Genomic DNA, 14,203 nt, shown 5'->3' with positions numbered 1-14,203 from the left:
TACTTTTGTTTCGATGAAAAAAGTAGAAAGCCGTACAAAGGAAGAAGGGGTGTCGCATTTACTTTTTCAAAAAGCATGCGACACCCTCTTTTTGCTTATTCCCAGCTCAAGCACTAACGAGACAGTTCCTTTTGCTGTACAAATACCACAATGTCACCATCTGCCTGGAAAGTCCGCGCTTTTTCGGACAGTCTTTGAAAGTCGTCCACATAAACAGGCGTAATGACCAGTGTTTTCAACTCCGGTGCCAGCGCCTGCAGCTTTTCCACAACGCCTAGCCGGTAGCGGCTGTGGAAATCTCCCTGATAATGGATAATCTTCCTGTCCGGATAGCGGCGGTGATGATCGAGAATACTTTCCGCCATTGTATCATCCTTTAGACACTGGGCACGATAAAAGGCTTCCATTTGCTTCTCCGTCACCGGCATTGCACTGTGTTTGTCGCTCATAGCCTGCATCTGACCGAAAAACCGCTGCCGGTATTCGCCGTCAGGAGCACTGTGTATGCGCGGCAGGTATTGCCGCATCGGTTCCTCAAGCGCCAGCGTCCCAGTGCGAGCATACTGAGCAGCTATAAAGCGGGGAATATTAGCGGCAAGGACTGGCAGCCCTTCGGTTTTCGCAAACTCGACAAGGGGGCGGTAGTCACTGCCATAATTCTTCCAGGGCCGCGACTGTTCCAGAAAAACCGCTTCCTTCACGCGGCCTGCCAGATACGCATTCAAGCTCGGCTGCGTATCCCGTTCGAACATTTCTAAAGATACGGCCACATTGGGATACTGCTCGTAAACTGCAGTCAACAGTTCCTTCTCCAGACGATGCAGGACGGGATTGTCGTGATATTCACCGAATACCACGACATCGTAGTCCTTACTAGTCCTAGTTAGGTTATTCATACTAAGGTCTTTGCCGGACCGATTATCGTATATCCGATAATCGGCTTTACTTCCCGCTTCTGTTATGGATGTGCCGATCAGCAGGGACGAACTCACCAGCAAAGCAACTACAATTGTATTCCATTTTATCATAAAGTAATATTCATGCCGATTTTCCACAAGCGTCCCTCAAGTACCAACTCATCAATCTTTTTGTCGAGCATATTATCGATACCGAAATAGGTGCTGTATTTGGCATTCCATTGCTTATTCATTGTAAAATTCAGAGTGTTGTAGCTATAATCGTTATTTACATACCGGTAATCCCGCACCCATTCGTGCCAGAGAATCCCGCTGATGCCTGATTTACCAGGATCTGCATAATGGAGCTGCACCGAATATTTATTTTTAGCCCGGCTATCCAATCGCTCACCACTGATTTCATTCTTCGCATCCAAATAGTTATAAGCGGTTTTTAATGTAAAGCTATTATTTAGCTTGCGACCGGCCTCCAGCTCAATGCCCTCGATTTTAGCTTTATTAACATTGATATATTTTGAAGTATAAACCATGCCAACCCGGGTGGTTTGTGTGCTGATCAGGTCAGTTACATCGTTATGAAAATACGTCAGTTTTCCGAAGTTAGCGCCCTTCTCTCCTTCGAGACTAAATTCATAAGTTTTTGATTCTTCCGGTTTGAGATCGGGATTGCCGATAACAATAACGGTCATGCTTGGAATAGGACGATGAGTCATCTTCATGTACAATTCACTAATGCTCGGCGCTTTAAATCCTTTACCATAATTAGCTTTTAAGCGGTAATTATTGTCAAGCTTGTATGTCATGCCAATTTTCGGGCTGATGCTATCACCAAACTTATCACTGTCATCATATCGCAAAGAAGGAATTATTAACAGCTTGTCATTCACTTTCCATTCATCCTGAATATAGGCAGCCTGATAGTCAATTTGTTTCTCCGATATAGGTTTGCTGATCCCATGCTCAATGATAGTCGAAGCATGATCCCCGTTATCTTCAAGCCGGGTTCCCCTGTAGTCGGCGGACCGATATTCTCCCCCAAAAGTAAAGATATGATCTGCTGACAATTGCATCGTATTCTTGCCGTCAATTACCCATGTTTTATACTTTGCCCGGTCGAAATCACTATAGGTCCCATCGGCAAGCAAGGTATCGTTATTTTTCTCCAGTTCATTGCTATACGCCCGTAATTCATAATTACCGCGAGAATTCGTTCCCCGATAATTTACTCCATAAGAATTACGTTTATTGGTATAAAAATCTCTGCTGTCGTCATCGAAATCAGATTTTAAATGCTCACTCATTCTTTCAAAAAATACGTCGAGATTCTTACCTTCAGCCATGTCATATGTACCACTAATATTGTAAAATTGGCGGGGCCCATACATATTGGTACTATCTGTTCGGGACTTTTCCTTAATGTCGGTAAAAAGAGTATCTACAGCCCATGCCCATTTTCCTTCTTTACCTAGGTCAAAGCGAAAGGCGGCATTCTGCTGCTTGCTGCTATTGGAAAGTCCAATCGTTGTTTCCGGTTTCTCCGGTTTGCGCGTAATGATATTAATGACTCCACCTAAAGCATCTGATCCATACAAAGAACTAACAGGTCCCCTTACAATTTCGATCCGCTCGACATTGTTGATATTGATACGGTTTAGTTCATAAAAATTCATTGTTGTTGCCGTATCTTCACCAGCCATACGCCGCCCATCAATCAAAATTAGAGACTGATTGGTATTCATTCCCCGTACACTTACCTGATTCCCTGTCATGCCTGCTTCAGAAAGATTAATATTCATTGCAAGCTTCAAGGCTGCAACAACACTATCGGCACCCATTGTTTCCATGTCTTTTCGCGTAATTACCTCTACACTGGCCGGTGTATCCTTGATTGCCCGCTCCGTTCTTGTGGCAGTAACTACCACTTCACTCAGTTGGAACTGTTCCTCTTCGGCATAGGCCTGCATGCTGAGAGCGGTCATGATGCTGAGGCTCAGTAAGGCAATCTTGCTTTTTCTCCGTTTGGCTATCATTCTCACATTACTTCCTTTCTATTTTGAATCACTGCCATAGAGCAGGCCGGACAATACTTCCATCGCTTTGCCAACCTGGGTACCAGGATTAACGGCAAACAGATTGTACGGCAGCTTGTGGACACGGTTTTGGCGTACAGCGGGGCTTCCCTGCCAGGCGGGATGGCTGGCCAGCTCATTTTTGAATTTTTCTTCTACCTTTTCATCTGAGCTGTGAGTAATAAATAAAATAACATCAGGACTTGCTTTGGCCACGAACTCCAGACTTAGGGGTACATATCCCGCCATTGCCCCGCTTTTGTCAGCCTGATCGGAAACATTAATTCCGCCCAGCCGCTTGACCAGATCACCGGTAAAACTGCTTGACAATGCCATGCTGAAGCTTTCGGTGGTCCCCCACAGAACCAGTACCTTAGGCGCCGGTTTGCCGGTAGTATTATTGACGGCTGCCGCAACCTGGTTTTCAATTTGACCAATCCGGGCTGCCGCTTTGTCCGGCTGCCCCGTCAGTTCACCATACAGGCGAAGCGTATCCACGATCTGCTGATAGCCGTCTATCGTCTGCAGCAAAATGGGGATACCGGCCTTTTCCAACACCGGAACCAGCGCATGGTGATAGGGAATATTGGCGGCCAGAACCAAATCGGGCTTCATCGCAACAATTTGTTCCATATCAGGATTGGGCGTAAGCCCGACAGTTGGAACCTGCTGCACTGCAGCCTTAACGTCCGGCGGCAGTGTGTCGGTAGCAGCCCGGCCAGCCAGATTGCCACCGGCTGAAGTAAACAAGTCAATGCTGGAAGCATTCAGGGCAACCACCTTTTTCGGGTGCACCGGAACGGAAACCTGGCGCCCCGCACCGTCAGTAAGAATGCGAAACGTCTCTTTACTTACTGCTTCCCGGCTTTCCTGACCAAACAGCATGAACCCGCCGATGAGCAGCAAAATGACAATGACGGCGCCTGAGATTCTGTTGATCATGCATCATAACCCTCACTTTTTCTAAAATGTAACTCTCCCCCGAAAACACAAAAACCCCGCGCTATTGTTCTTTAGCAACGGAGCTCTGGGCTCTCTGTGTTAATATTTCTTTATTGTTTCGGCCGTATGTCCTCATTATATGTGAGAATGATTATCATTGTCAACTTAAAACTTACGACATTTATTTTAATTCAGTTAGCCCTGAGCTGCTATTTTCTCCTGCTTCCATGATCGTTCCCCATGGAGCAAGGTATTGATACATTCCAATACAGATTGCGTAATGTTGCCGTACCAGAATTGTCCGGCAACCGTTAACCGGCTGATACCGGCACCGCGCTTGAGCAGGCCCCGCTGTTCCCAAAGTGCCAGCAACGCCTCCAGCTCGCTGATGCGCTGATCAAACCTGCCGGCAAGCTGGTCAATATCCAGATAGCCTAGTTTCAGCTGATTTTTAATGGCATCATGGAGATCTGCGGATGTATGGGCAGCCATCATCATCATGATTGGCTTTTCACCACTGGCGACTCGCTGCACGTAACGGCTTGTATCCCGTTCCTGCATCAGGGATAATCCGCCAACCTTCCCTCCGGCACCGGCGCCGAACGGCAGCATGGTATGCCCCTGCTGTGCCATAATATTGTACATATTGCGTTCCCGGTTGCTTTTTGCCCAATGGCAGACACTGATTTGGGAAACAGGCCAGCCCGCTATGGTGTCATGCGCGGCAGCAAACAGCTTAGCCTGCTCCCGGATTGTCGCCACCGCCGGCAAGCGTCCGGCATCAATTTCCTTTTTGAGCGCACTGTTCTCATACACATTTAGCTGATACAAATCCCAGCCATCCACCGCTGCCGTCTTCAGTGTCGCAATATCTTCCTGCCAAACCTCCGGGGTTTGATAAGGCAATCCATAGATCAAGTCTACAATAACGGCCGCCTGATTATAGGCAGATAACGCTTCCAGCCGCCGTAAAACCGTTTCCCGGTCATCTAACCGGCCTACAGCCCGCCGTACTTTTGTATCAAAAGACTGCACCCCAAGGGATATACGGTTAACACCGTTCTCCAGCCAGGCTTCCATCTTTTCCGGTATCAGATCATAGACCCGTCCTTCCAGAGTCAACTCACAATCATTTGCCAACGGCAAATACTCTTGCACCGCTTTTAGCATCCTGGCGGCATTCGCCGCCGAAAGCGAGCTGGGTGTACCGCCACCGATAAACACAGCGTTAATTGGATCGGCAAAGCCGGGGCTGGCGGCATTCATTTTCAGTTCTGTAATGAGATGGTCAATATAAGCTGTTTCCGCATCATCCTGACAGTAGTTTTGAAAAAAACCGCAATACAGGCATTTTTTTAGACAAAAAGGGATGTGAATATAGGCTGATCTTTTGCTGCCAGCGCCCCGCCGCTCCAGTGCGGCCTGCCACAGGTCAGGCCATTTGGTACGGTCAGGCATAGCGCCCCGGACATCAGCATGCAAAACCCGTTTCGTCGAAAACGCATCCGTTAGCGGATTGTCCGTTTCCTGACCAACGACCAAAGCAAATATATCCGGTTCCATCGTATCGAGAACTTCCCGGAAAGCACGTGTTGTCCTCATAGCGCAGTTCCTTGCAGCTTCCCTTTAATTTCACTGAAAACCGCTTTGGCATTGTTTAAATCTGCAGCATCGGGATGCTTGGCAGCTTCCTGGTGGCGGGCAAGACGTTCGGCATTCAAGCCATGCGGATGCCCTTCAGGCAGCTTTTTGAATTGTTCAATCAACCGTGGATCAACTTTCCCCTGGCAGATAAACGTTCCGACAACCTGATTGCTTTCATCAAGTAATGCTGCCGCATTAGCCATGCTTTTCGCAGCATGCTCCGAGTCCGGATAAGCACCCAGGGTTGCAAATAGGGCAACCTGCTGATTGCGCAAACCACCTAGATACCCTTGTGCTTTCTTATCGGCAGTTCCCCGGTCAACCCAGAAACCAACGGCAACCAGATCATAACCGTCTGCAGATGGAGCCTTTTCCACAGGGAATAAATCCGCTTGTTCGCCAAAAATCTCATAAATCGCTTCGGCTATCTGCCGGGTATTACCGGTTAAGCTGGAGTATACAATTAATGTTTTCATATAATCCTCTCCTTTTTTACGATCTCTTCTTATTCATTATAGGCGCTCAGCCTGCGTGTGGCTAGCAGCAGTATGAGGCAGGCAAAGCCACTCAAGAGCAGCATTTTCAGTATGGGTGCTTCATTCCAAACCGTCACTCTTAGCAGACTGTTTACCAAGCTGAGCGGCAATACCGTTACCACATCTCTGACCAGTGCCGGCAAATGCTCTACCGGGAAAAACGAACCGCCGAAAAAGATCATCGGCGTCATGATGAAATTGTTCACCAGCGATAATTCATCCGGATCATTTACCCATAGTCCCACTACTAATCCTAATGCCGCAAAGAAAAATGCCGCTAACACCATCGCCAGCACGGCTGCCGCAGATAACAGCGGAACAGAAAAGAACAGCCAGGCAACACCATAGACGAGGGCGCCCATCACCAGACCCCGGGTGGCACCGGCCAGCGTCAAACCGCTGGCAACCTGAAGCAAGGGAATCGGGCTTAAGATCAGGGTTTGCAATGTTTTAAAGTAGATCCGTCCTACACTGGTCGAGAGCGAAGTCTGCTGAAACGAATTGAGCATAACGGTCACACCGAGAATCCTTTTAGCCAGAAAAGGAATATATCCGCCGCTGATTTCCAATCGTGATCCCAGGCCCCAGCTAAAAGCAAACAAATAGATTACCGGAAACATCACCGACGAAAAAACATAGCCCAGTTTGCCCATTTTTTTTCGCATGAGAACCAGCTCCCGGCAAAAGACAACATACCACCCCATTATGCTTCCCTCCTGATCAAGCGCAAAAATGCTTTTTCCAGAGTAATTTCGCGGTCCCCGGCTTCATCGGCAAGCTGTTTCAGCATGACCGGCGTCCCGGAAGCAACAACTCTGCCTGCTTTTAACAGTGCCAGCCGGTCACAAAGCTGTTCCGCCTCATCCATATAATGCGTGGTCATAAAAATGGTTTTTTCGTCACTGGCCAAGCGGCGGATGAGCTGCCAGATATCCTGCCGGACATCCGGATCAAGGCCGACAGTAGGCTCATCCAGCAGCAGCATAGCAGGCTCCGGCAGCACTGCCCGGGCGATCAGCACACGTCTGGCCATACCGCCCGATAATACACCGATCTCTTTTTCGCCAAACTCCTCCAGATTAAACGCTGCCATAACCTGCCTGACTCTCATCCTGCCTTCAGGAACAGCATACAAGCGGGCATATAAAGACAAAGCTTCCTCAACTGTCAGCTCCCGCTCCAGATTGTTATCCTGCGGTACCCAGCCGATCAGGGGCTTAATAGCGGCATGCTCCCTGACGGCATCCCTGCCGAACACCCGGACAGTACCGGCCGCCGGACGGCTGAGCCCGGCAATGATTTTCATTAACGTCGTCTTACCGGCACCATTTGGTCCCACCAGACCGAAAATTTCGCCGCTGTTTACTGTCAGGGACAGGTGGTCGACTATCGTTTTGTCCTGATAATATTTGCATATCCTATTCAGCTCCAGGGCAGCATCAGGCACCTGGACAGCTGCAGATATCATGGGGCAAGCAGACAAGATGCACACTTCCCCCCTGTTCAATTGTCATAACCGTAGCCTCCACACCATAAAGCAGGCGGAAATTCTCGGTTGTAAGCACTTCCTGCGCCGTTCCGTCGGCAAAAATCTGCCCGTGTTTCATCGCAATGACCCGGTGGCTGAAACGGGCGGCATGGTTTAAGTCATGCAGCACCATAACAACCGTCAGCTGCATTTCCCGGTGCAGTTTCTCGACCAGCTTCATAAATTCCAGCTGGTGATGGACGTCCAAATACGTGGTTGGCTCATCGAGCATCAGAATTTGCGGCTGCTGGGCAAGAGCCATTGCCAGCCAGGCCCGCTGCCGTTCTCCGCCGGACAGCGTATCCAGGCGGCGGTGAGCCAAGTCACCAATTCCGGTTGCTTCGATAGCCGTCTGAACAGCAGCCTGATCGTCTGCTGCCGGACGTCCGAATAAGCCAATATAGGGGGAACGTCCGTTGCCAACAAGATCCTGTACCCGCATATCTCCCGGAGCCTGAACGGACTGGGGCAATACGGCCAGCATACGGGCCACTTCATTCGGCTTCATCCGGTGAATATCTTTGCCGTTCAGTACGATTGACCCTGCCTCAGGCGGCAGCAGCCGGCTGAGCGCTTTCAAAAACGTAGATTTGCCTGAGCCGTTAGGTCCGATGATCGAGATAATCTCCGGCTTGCTGATCGCGAGATCCAGGCAGGGGGAAATTATTTTCCCGCTGTAGCCCAGGGCTACCTGGCGAGCTTCAATGGAAGAAATCATGTTCTCATCCCCTTTCTCAGCAGATAGATAAAGAAGGGTGCTCCCAGGAAAGCCATAAAAATGCCGACAGGTATTTCAACCGGACTAAATACCGTACGGGCGGCCAGATCGGCTCCAACTATCGTGATTGCTCCCAGCAGGGCTGAGCAGGGCAGCAAATACTCAAAATCTGAACCGATGATCATTCTGGTAATATGCGGCACAATGAGTCCGACAAAGCCTAACAGACCGGCTACGCTAACCGCCGATGCAGCCAGCAGGGCAGCAAGGATCACCAGCGCAAACCGCACCGCCTGTACTCTTGTTCCCAAAGCCTTGGCCACCTCGTCACCAAGCTGGAGCAGGTTCAAGTACCGGTACGATATCATAGCGCCCAGGATGCCGACAATGCTGTACGGCAGGATCATACGAATATGCCCCCAGCTCCTTCCCTGCAGACCACCTGCCATCCAGTTAACTGTCCCCTGAATCTTATCGGAGTGAAAGATCATCAAGGCACTCATGGCACCGCCGAATAAAGCAGCTACTGCCACTCCCGCCAGTACCATCGGCAATGGTTCTATTCCCTTATTCCAGGCCAGGGCAAGCACCAGGATTAAAGCGGCAACTGCTCCAAAGAACGCGGCCAGCGGTACAAAGGCCGTTAATTCCGGCCACAATATCATCAGCACCATTGCAGCAAGACCTGCCCCGGCCGATACGCCGATGATTCCCGGGTCCGCCAGCGGATTGCGCAGAACGCCCTGCAGAATGCAGCCTGCCAGGGCCAGATTCATTCCCACCAGCGCCCCGATCAGTACCCGGGGCAGGCGGATATTGTGAATGATTTGATAGGCATCGCCGGCAGCAGTACCGGTAAGCGACTGCCAGGTTTCCTGCAGGCTGATAGGTACCGAGCCTAGCATGACTCCGGCTATGACAACCAAAATGAGCGCCGCCAAAGCAGCCAGGCTGACACCATTACGCAGCACAGCCTGCTTGTCACGTACAACATTAGTTACACTATTCATCAATGAGAACCTCGATACATGTAATCGGCTAACACCGTGATTGCCTCTTCCAGCTGCGGTCCGGGGTTTACGGCAAACAGCTGGTAAGGCAGCTGATAAACGTGGTTTTGCTGTACCGCCCGCATTGACTGCCATGCCGGGCCGTTTAATTCCGCGCGGAAACGATCACAACCGGCTGCATGAAAGCTATGGCTGATCAGCAGAATTACATCCGGTTCAAACCCGGTAATCAGTTCCGGCGCAACGGGAGCGTAACTTAAATTGGCATCAATCGGTGCTGCCACATCGGCTACATTAACGCCGCCCAGCCGTTTTACCAGATCGCCGACAAAGCTATTGGAAAGAGCAGTATACAATCCATCGGCAATTCCCCAGATAATCAGCACTCTTGGCGAAGGCTGCCCGGCGTGCTGATTGAGCACTGCTTTGCGCCGGTTCTCAATCGCCTGGATTTTTCCTGCGGCCTGAGCCGGATTGCCGCTCAATTCACCATATAAACGCAAAGTCTCCAATACGTCGGTGTAATGAGTTAAAGCTTGCAGCAAAACAGGAATGCCCGCCTTTTCCAGAACCGCGGCCAAAGCAAGATGCATCGGCACATGCATCCCCAGCACAAGATCCGGGTTCATTGCCATAATCCGCTCCCGGTCAGGGTTAGGCGGCATACCTACCGTGGGAATATTTTTGACCATTTCCCGAATATCAGGCGGCAGCATCTCGGTAGACGCCCTGCCAACCACTTTACCGCCTGTCGCATAATACAGCCCCAGATTGGAGGCATTTAAGGCAATTACCCGTTCCGGTCTGCCCGGAACAGCAACCAGCCTGCCGGCACTGTCGGTCACCTCCCGTCTGGCTATGCCAACTCCTGGATTTTGCTGTCTGCGGTTTTTGGGCAGGCCGTAGGGTTTCAGCCAGCTCTGCTCCCCCCGGTTCAGCACTTGCACGGCACCACACTTTGGGCACTTGATCTCAATTGTTTCAACAACACCGCGAAATAGTAAACGGTTGCAGCATTCGCACCTTACAGACGGCAGATCTCCCCGAAACTCCCTTACCACTCTTTCGCACCCGGTCATCTTGTTTCCTCACTCCTTTAAAAAGCATAACACTGCTGTAAAAATAAAAGCCCCGTGCGTTAAGGTTGCGCAACGGAGCTCTTGGCTCTCTTTTTTCTGTTTACTTTATTTCCAGCATTTATGAAACTAATCGTCCTCATCTATTAGTATAATGATAATGATTATCATCGTCAAGTGGTATTAGCCGGTCTAATTAAATTTTTTCCGTGTCTCTTTCCCCCTCACCCGTCCTCTTACAATGGACACTGTTTTTTATTTACAAAAAAGGACTTGACGAATATTGGGGTAGTAGCTATACTTTATCTAAAGTAAGTTTACAACTTTACAAAATAAAATAAACCAATAAAAGTGATGACGGAGAAAAGCGTATCGAGAGCGTTTCAGAGAACTGACGGATGGTGCGAGTCAGTACAAACCGGTACAGCCCAGTCCCTCCCGAACTGCACAGCCTAACAGCAAAGGAACTTTGCCCAGTAAGCTTCGCCGGCCTCGACTCAAACGAGTGCAACCGTTATTTGCTTAAGGTTGTTAGACCTGACGAGATAAACCGTTTATATCGAAACGGTTTAATAAGGGTGGTACCGCGAGATTAGCCTCTTGCCCCTTACACTTTATTCTAAGGGGAATAAGAGGTTTTTATATTTTTTAAGCCCTTTTACCAGTCAGCTCTCATATTTTTATTCAATTTAGGAGGTTTATTATGAACGAAAAGCCGTCTCAATTTCGCTGGTTTCTGGCAGTACTCATGTTCCTCATCTGTTTTATCTCTTATATGGATCGCGTAAACTTATCAGTGGCGACTCCGGAAATTATGAAAGAATTCCAATTCACCAAAATGCAAATCGGTCTTTTGCAAACAGCCTTTTTCGTTGGTTATTCCCTCATGCAAATCCCTGGCGGGATTATGTCCGAGTTATTTGGCCACCGCCGGGTCATTACAACAGCCGCAACATTTTGGTCGATATTCACTGCGCTCACCGCAGCCTGTACCAGCCTGCCGATGTTTGCCGTTGTCCGGACCCTGTTCGGTATTGGCGAAGGACCGTTAGCACCTTCTTTTACCCGTTTCGTTTACCGCTGGTTTAATGCAAACGAAAAAGCCCGCGGTTCGTCTTTCCTGCTGGGCGGGGTATTCTTTGGTCCCGTAGTCGGACCTGCCGCTACGGTTGCTCTCATGCTGGCTTTTGGCTGGCGTTCGGTATTTGTGATTTTTGGTGCAGTCGGTATTGTACTGGCTGCGGCCTGGTATTATTTTGCCACAGAATCGCCGCGGGGCAATAGATTTGTCAATGCCGCCGAGCTTGCCCATATTGAAGGCAGTGATACGCCAGCGCAACAAGAAAAAGAAATGGCCCCCTGGCGCAGCTTTCTTTCTTCCCCGCAGTTCTGGGCAATCGGTATTCAGTTCTTCATCACCGACTACATTATGTATGTATTTTTGGCCTGGCTGCCCTTATACCTGATGGAAGCACAAAATTTCTCCCTGCAAAAGATGGGGATAGCCGCCTCCTTTCCCTGGGCTGCACTTTGTTTGGTCACCTTCGCTACCGGATATTTCAGCGACAAGCTGATTATGTCGGGAGCATCCAAGCATAAAGTCCGCACGGTATCTGGCATAGTTGGCCTCGCCTTATGCTGTGCCGGCCTCTATTTAGGCGCAATTGCCACCACCCCCACCATGAACGTGTTCTGGCTGACACTGTCCCTCGGCTCGCTGGGCCTTACCTTCAATGCCGGCTGGGCAGCTTGCATCGATCTGGGCGGCAAATTCTCCGGCTCTGTTTCGGGCTGGATGAATTTTTGGGGCAACCTCGGCGGAGTTGTGGCGCCAATCCTCACCGCCTGGATAGCAACACAGTACGGCTGGCAGTCAGCCATTACAGCAACCTCGGCCTTCGCCGTTATCGGCATGGCCGCCTGGATTATGGTTAAACCGGAGCGTCCGCTTATTCCTAAAACGCTTGTTACTCCTGAAAATTCAGCTAACAAGGCAGTGTCACAATCCTAACTCCCGGTTGCTAGTTGTACGAAAATAGGCGGTACCCGCTAAGGGTACCGCCTATTAATTTGCTCGTATTTTGGAAGACAGGCCTAGACTGTTGGGCGATGCCAAAAGAGCACCGTATTTTCTACCGCACTAAGGCCTGAAATTCCGGCAGCTTACGCATTTGGGCAAAATGGTCCTGCTCTTTTGCTACGGCTTTTACCTCCGGGTCTAGCTTAACTGCCTTTTCCAAGTAGTTGAGAGACTCCTGCGTCTTCCCCTTGTCGGCATAAATGGTGGCAATGCCGTAGTAGCTCCAGGTATTTTGCGGATCACCCTGGATTGTTTTTTCAAACCAGCTTAACGATTGGTCCAGCTGATTTTGCAGCTTATAGGCCATCGCCATATCATACAAAGCCGGTACATAGCCGGGCTTTCGGTCCAGTGTCTTTTGAATCAGCGCCATGCCGCCTGCATAGTCACCCTCAAAGCACAGGGAAATCCCTTTGGCCGTATACACCTTATAGTTATCAGGATCGGCAGCAATCGCCTTATCAAAGTTGGCTGCCGCTTCTTTGTACTGATATTGCTCATACAATTTCAAGCCCTGCGCCCAAAAACGTTCGGACTCTTCCTTCTTCCCCGGATCAAGCGGAGGAGCCGCCGGCAGGGGCTGTATGTTTTGACTCTTATTATCCGGAACTGCCTTTTGGCTGCAGCCCGGCAGTAGCAGCAGTACTCCTAGCAAGATCAATAGAATGACTGTTAGTTTGTTGCCTTGCATGATTTCACTCCACATTATTTCAACTTATTTTGTATTTAACACACCGTTTGGCACATGACCCGTCGGTACAACTTTGGCGGCTTTGACACAATAGGTATGCTGATCATCAAAAAAGATATGCGGATTGAAGCTTTCCAAAATTGGCGCTTTATCCAGCCCCCCTAAGAAAAAGGCCTCATCCACGCTGATTCCCCAGGCCCGGAGCGTTTTGATCGCCCGTTTATGAGCTGGGGCATTGCGGGCAGTTACCAATGCCGTTCGTACTGGTTTAATCTCTTCATTTTTATAGATTTCCTGCAAATTATTAATAGCAGCAAGGAAATTCTTAAAAGGACCCGGTTCTAATGGTGTTTCACAGTTCTCTACTTCATGCTGCTGAAATTGTTCCAGCCCCTTTTCCTGGTAGACGATTTCGGCGGCATCACTGAAAATCACGGCATCACCGTCAAAGGCGATGCGAATTTCCGCAAGGTTCTCATCCTCTTTATAAAAAGTGCCGGGATAAATCGTGGCGCTGGCATGACCATTTTCGAGCGCAAATTTCACGTCTTCCGGATTAGCGGATAAAAATAAATCGGCATGAAAGGCTTTTAAATATTTATACGGCGTCCGGCCTCTGGTAAAGGCGGCCCTGCTGATTTGTAAGCCGTGATGCTCAATCGAATTGAATACCCGCAAGCCTGTATTCGGATCATTTTTCGATACGAGAATAATTTCCACCATTTCTTCCTTAGTCATTGGATTGCGCAGCCCTAACAGCCGCTTAATCAAAGGAAAGGCTATCCCTTGCTCCAGCATTTCGTTTTCATGCTCAATCTGATACTTCCGGTAGACTTCTTCGCCCTGCTCTTCAAAAATCGCATTGCTTTCATCCAAATTAAAAAGCGCCCGTGAAGAGATAGCAACAACCAGCTTTCCGTCCAATGAGACCGCCATACCAGCACCTCCCTCTAAGGAACTTGTTTACTGCTACATTCCCATACGGCCAGCAA

General features: G+C 49.4%; 13 protein-coding genes. 1 reads left to right on the top strand and 12 read right to left on the bottom strand.

Features of this window, described 5'->3' with window-relative positions; genetic code table 11:
- Nucleotides 1-113: 113 nt before the first annotated feature.
- The 10 genes from EV210_RS11640 to EV210_RS11595 all read right to left on the bottom strand — a co-directional run bounded on the left by EV210_RS11640 (nucleotide 114) and on the right by EV210_RS11595 (nucleotide 10,443).
- Nucleotides 114-1,055 carry a ChaN family lipoprotein gene (locus tag EV210_RS11640; RefSeq protein ID WP_243650529.1) on the bottom strand — a complete coding sequence of 314 codons (942 nt, stop codon included), beginning with the start codon at nucleotides 1,053-1,055 and terminating at the stop codon, nucleotides 114-116.
- Nucleotides 1,025-2,947, bottom strand: a complete 1,923-nt coding sequence (locus EV210_RS11635; RefSeq protein WP_243650528.1) for a TonB-dependent receptor plug domain-containing protein — start codon at nucleotides 2,945-2,947, stop codon at nucleotides 1,025-1,027. Before EV210_RS11635 ends, EV210_RS11640 begins: the two co-directional genes overlap by 31 nt.
- 18 nt (nucleotides 2,948-2,965) lie before the next feature.
- Nucleotides 2,966-3,928 (bottom strand): ABC transporter substrate-binding protein, encoded by a 963-nt coding sequence (locus EV210_RS11630; RefSeq protein ID WP_243650527.1) that lies wholly within the window; start codon nucleotides 3,926-3,928, stop codon nucleotides 2,966-2,968.
- A 195-nt stretch (nucleotides 3,929-4,123) separates the two neighbouring features.
- Nucleotides 4,124-5,530 (bottom strand): heme anaerobic degradation radical SAM methyltransferase ChuW/HutW, encoded by a 1,407-nt coding sequence (hutW, locus tag EV210_RS11625; protein ID WP_132080386.1) that lies wholly within the window; start codon nucleotides 5,528-5,530, stop codon nucleotides 4,124-4,126.
- The gene (locus EV210_RS11620) at nucleotides 5,527-6,048 is read right to left on the bottom strand and encodes a flavodoxin family protein (RefSeq protein WP_132080384.1); all 522 of its coding nucleotides are present in this window, start codon (nucleotides 6,046-6,048) and stop codon (nucleotides 5,527-5,529) included. Before EV210_RS11620 ends, hutW begins: the two co-directional genes overlap by 4 nt.
- A gap of 29 nt (nucleotides 6,049-6,077) precedes the next feature.
- On the bottom strand, nucleotides 6,078-6,812 hold the full coding sequence (locus tag EV210_RS11615; RefSeq protein WP_132080381.1) for an ABC transporter permease: 735 nt from the start codon (nucleotides 6,810-6,812) through the stop codon (nucleotides 6,078-6,080).
- Nucleotides 6,812-7,555 carry an ABC transporter ATP-binding protein gene (locus EV210_RS11610; protein ID WP_243650526.1) on the bottom strand — a complete coding sequence of 248 codons (744 nt, stop codon included), beginning with the start codon at nucleotides 7,553-7,555 and terminating at the stop codon, nucleotides 6,812-6,814. The genes EV210_RS11615 and EV210_RS11610 overlap by 1 nt, the downstream gene beginning before the upstream one ends.
- Nucleotides 7,548-8,354, bottom strand: a complete 807-nt coding sequence (locus tag EV210_RS11605; RefSeq protein ID WP_132080378.1) for an ABC transporter ATP-binding protein — start codon at nucleotides 8,352-8,354, stop codon at nucleotides 7,548-7,550. Before EV210_RS11605 ends, EV210_RS11610 begins: the two co-directional genes overlap by 8 nt.
- Complete coding sequence (locus EV210_RS11600) at nucleotides 8,351-9,364, bottom strand: FecCD family ABC transporter permease (RefSeq protein ID WP_132080375.1); 1,014 nt, start codon at nucleotides 9,362-9,364, stop codon at nucleotides 8,351-8,353. Before EV210_RS11600 ends, EV210_RS11605 begins: the two co-directional genes overlap by 4 nt.
- Nucleotides 9,364-10,443 (bottom strand): ABC transporter substrate-binding protein, encoded by a 1,080-nt coding sequence (locus EV210_RS11595; protein ID WP_132080372.1) that lies wholly within the window; start codon nucleotides 10,441-10,443, stop codon nucleotides 9,364-9,366. Before EV210_RS11595 ends, EV210_RS11600 begins: the two co-directional genes overlap by 1 nt.
- 700 nt (nucleotides 10,444-11,143) lie before the next feature.
- On the opposite strand from EV210_RS11595, the gene EV210_RS11590 reads away from it, so the two are divergent.
- Nucleotides 11,144-12,451 carry an MFS transporter gene (locus tag EV210_RS11590; RefSeq protein WP_132080369.1) on the top strand — a complete coding sequence of 436 codons (1,308 nt, stop codon included), beginning with the start codon at nucleotides 11,144-11,146 and terminating at the stop codon, nucleotides 12,449-12,451.
- 121 nt (nucleotides 12,452-12,572) lie between these two features.
- On the opposite strand, the gene EV210_RS11585 is transcribed toward EV210_RS11590, so the two are convergent.
- On the bottom strand, nucleotides 12,573-13,211 hold the full coding sequence (locus tag EV210_RS11585; protein ID WP_165898882.1) for a tetratricopeptide repeat protein: 639 nt from the start codon (nucleotides 13,209-13,211) through the stop codon (nucleotides 12,573-12,575).
- Between the two features lie 24 nt (nucleotides 13,212-13,235).
- On the bottom strand, nucleotides 13,236-14,147 hold the full coding sequence (locus tag EV210_RS11580) for a 5'-nucleotidase (RefSeq protein WP_132080363.1): 912 nt from the start codon (nucleotides 14,145-14,147) through the stop codon (nucleotides 13,236-13,238).
- Between the last annotated feature and the right edge of the window lie 56 nt (nucleotides 14,148-14,203).

The organism is Anaerospora hongkongensis, from assembly GCF_004339805.1.
Lineage (GTDB): Bacteria > Bacillota > Negativicutes > Sporomusales > DSM-15969 > Anaerospora > Anaerospora hongkongensis.
Note: the sequence above shows the minus strand (reverse complement) of the source record. Positions and strands in the feature narration are given on the sequence as shown.

Bases quoted from the DNA above. Each gene is read 5' to 3' on its own strand.
- EV210_RS11635 (WP_243650528.1), bottom strand. From the start codon at position 2,947: ATGATAGCCAAACGGAGAAAAAGCAAGATTGCCTTACTGAGCCTCAGC.
- EV210_RS11630 (WP_243650527.1), bottom strand. From the start codon at position 3,928: ATGATCAACAGAATCTCAGGCGCCGTCATTGTCATTTTGCTGCTCATC.
- hutW (WP_132080386.1), bottom strand. From the start codon at position 5,530: ATGAGGACAACACGTGCTTTCCGGGAAGTTCTCGATACGATGGAACCG.
- EV210_RS11620 (WP_132080384.1), bottom strand. From the start codon at position 6,048: ATGAAAACATTAATTGTATACTCCAGCTTAACCGGTAATACCCGGCAG.
- EV210_RS11615 (WP_132080381.1), bottom strand. From the start codon at position 6,812: ATGGGGTGGTATGTTGTCTTTTGCCGGGAGCTGGTTCTCATGCGAAAA.
- EV210_RS11605 (WP_132080378.1), bottom strand. From the start codon at position 8,354: ATGATTTCTTCCATTGAAGCTCGCCAGGTAGCCCTGGGCTACAGCGGG.
- EV210_RS11600 (WP_132080375.1), bottom strand. From the start codon at position 9,364: ATGAATAGTGTAACTAATGTTGTACGTGACAAGCAGGCTGTGCTGCGT.
- EV210_RS11595 (WP_132080372.1), bottom strand. From the start codon at position 10,443: ATGACCGGGTGCGAAAGAGTGGTAAGGGAGTTTCGGGGAGATCTGCCG.
- EV210_RS11590 (WP_132080369.1), top strand. From the start codon at position 11,144: ATGAACGAAAAGCCGTCTCAATTTCGCTGGTTTCTGGCAGTACTCATG.
- EV210_RS11585 (WP_165898882.1), bottom strand. From the start codon at position 13,211: ATGCAAGGCAACAAACTAACAGTCATTCTATTGATCTTGCTAGGAGTA.
- EV210_RS11580 (WP_132080363.1), bottom strand. From the start codon at position 14,147: ATGGCGGTCTCATTGGACGGAAAGCTGGTTGTTGCTATCTCTTCACGG.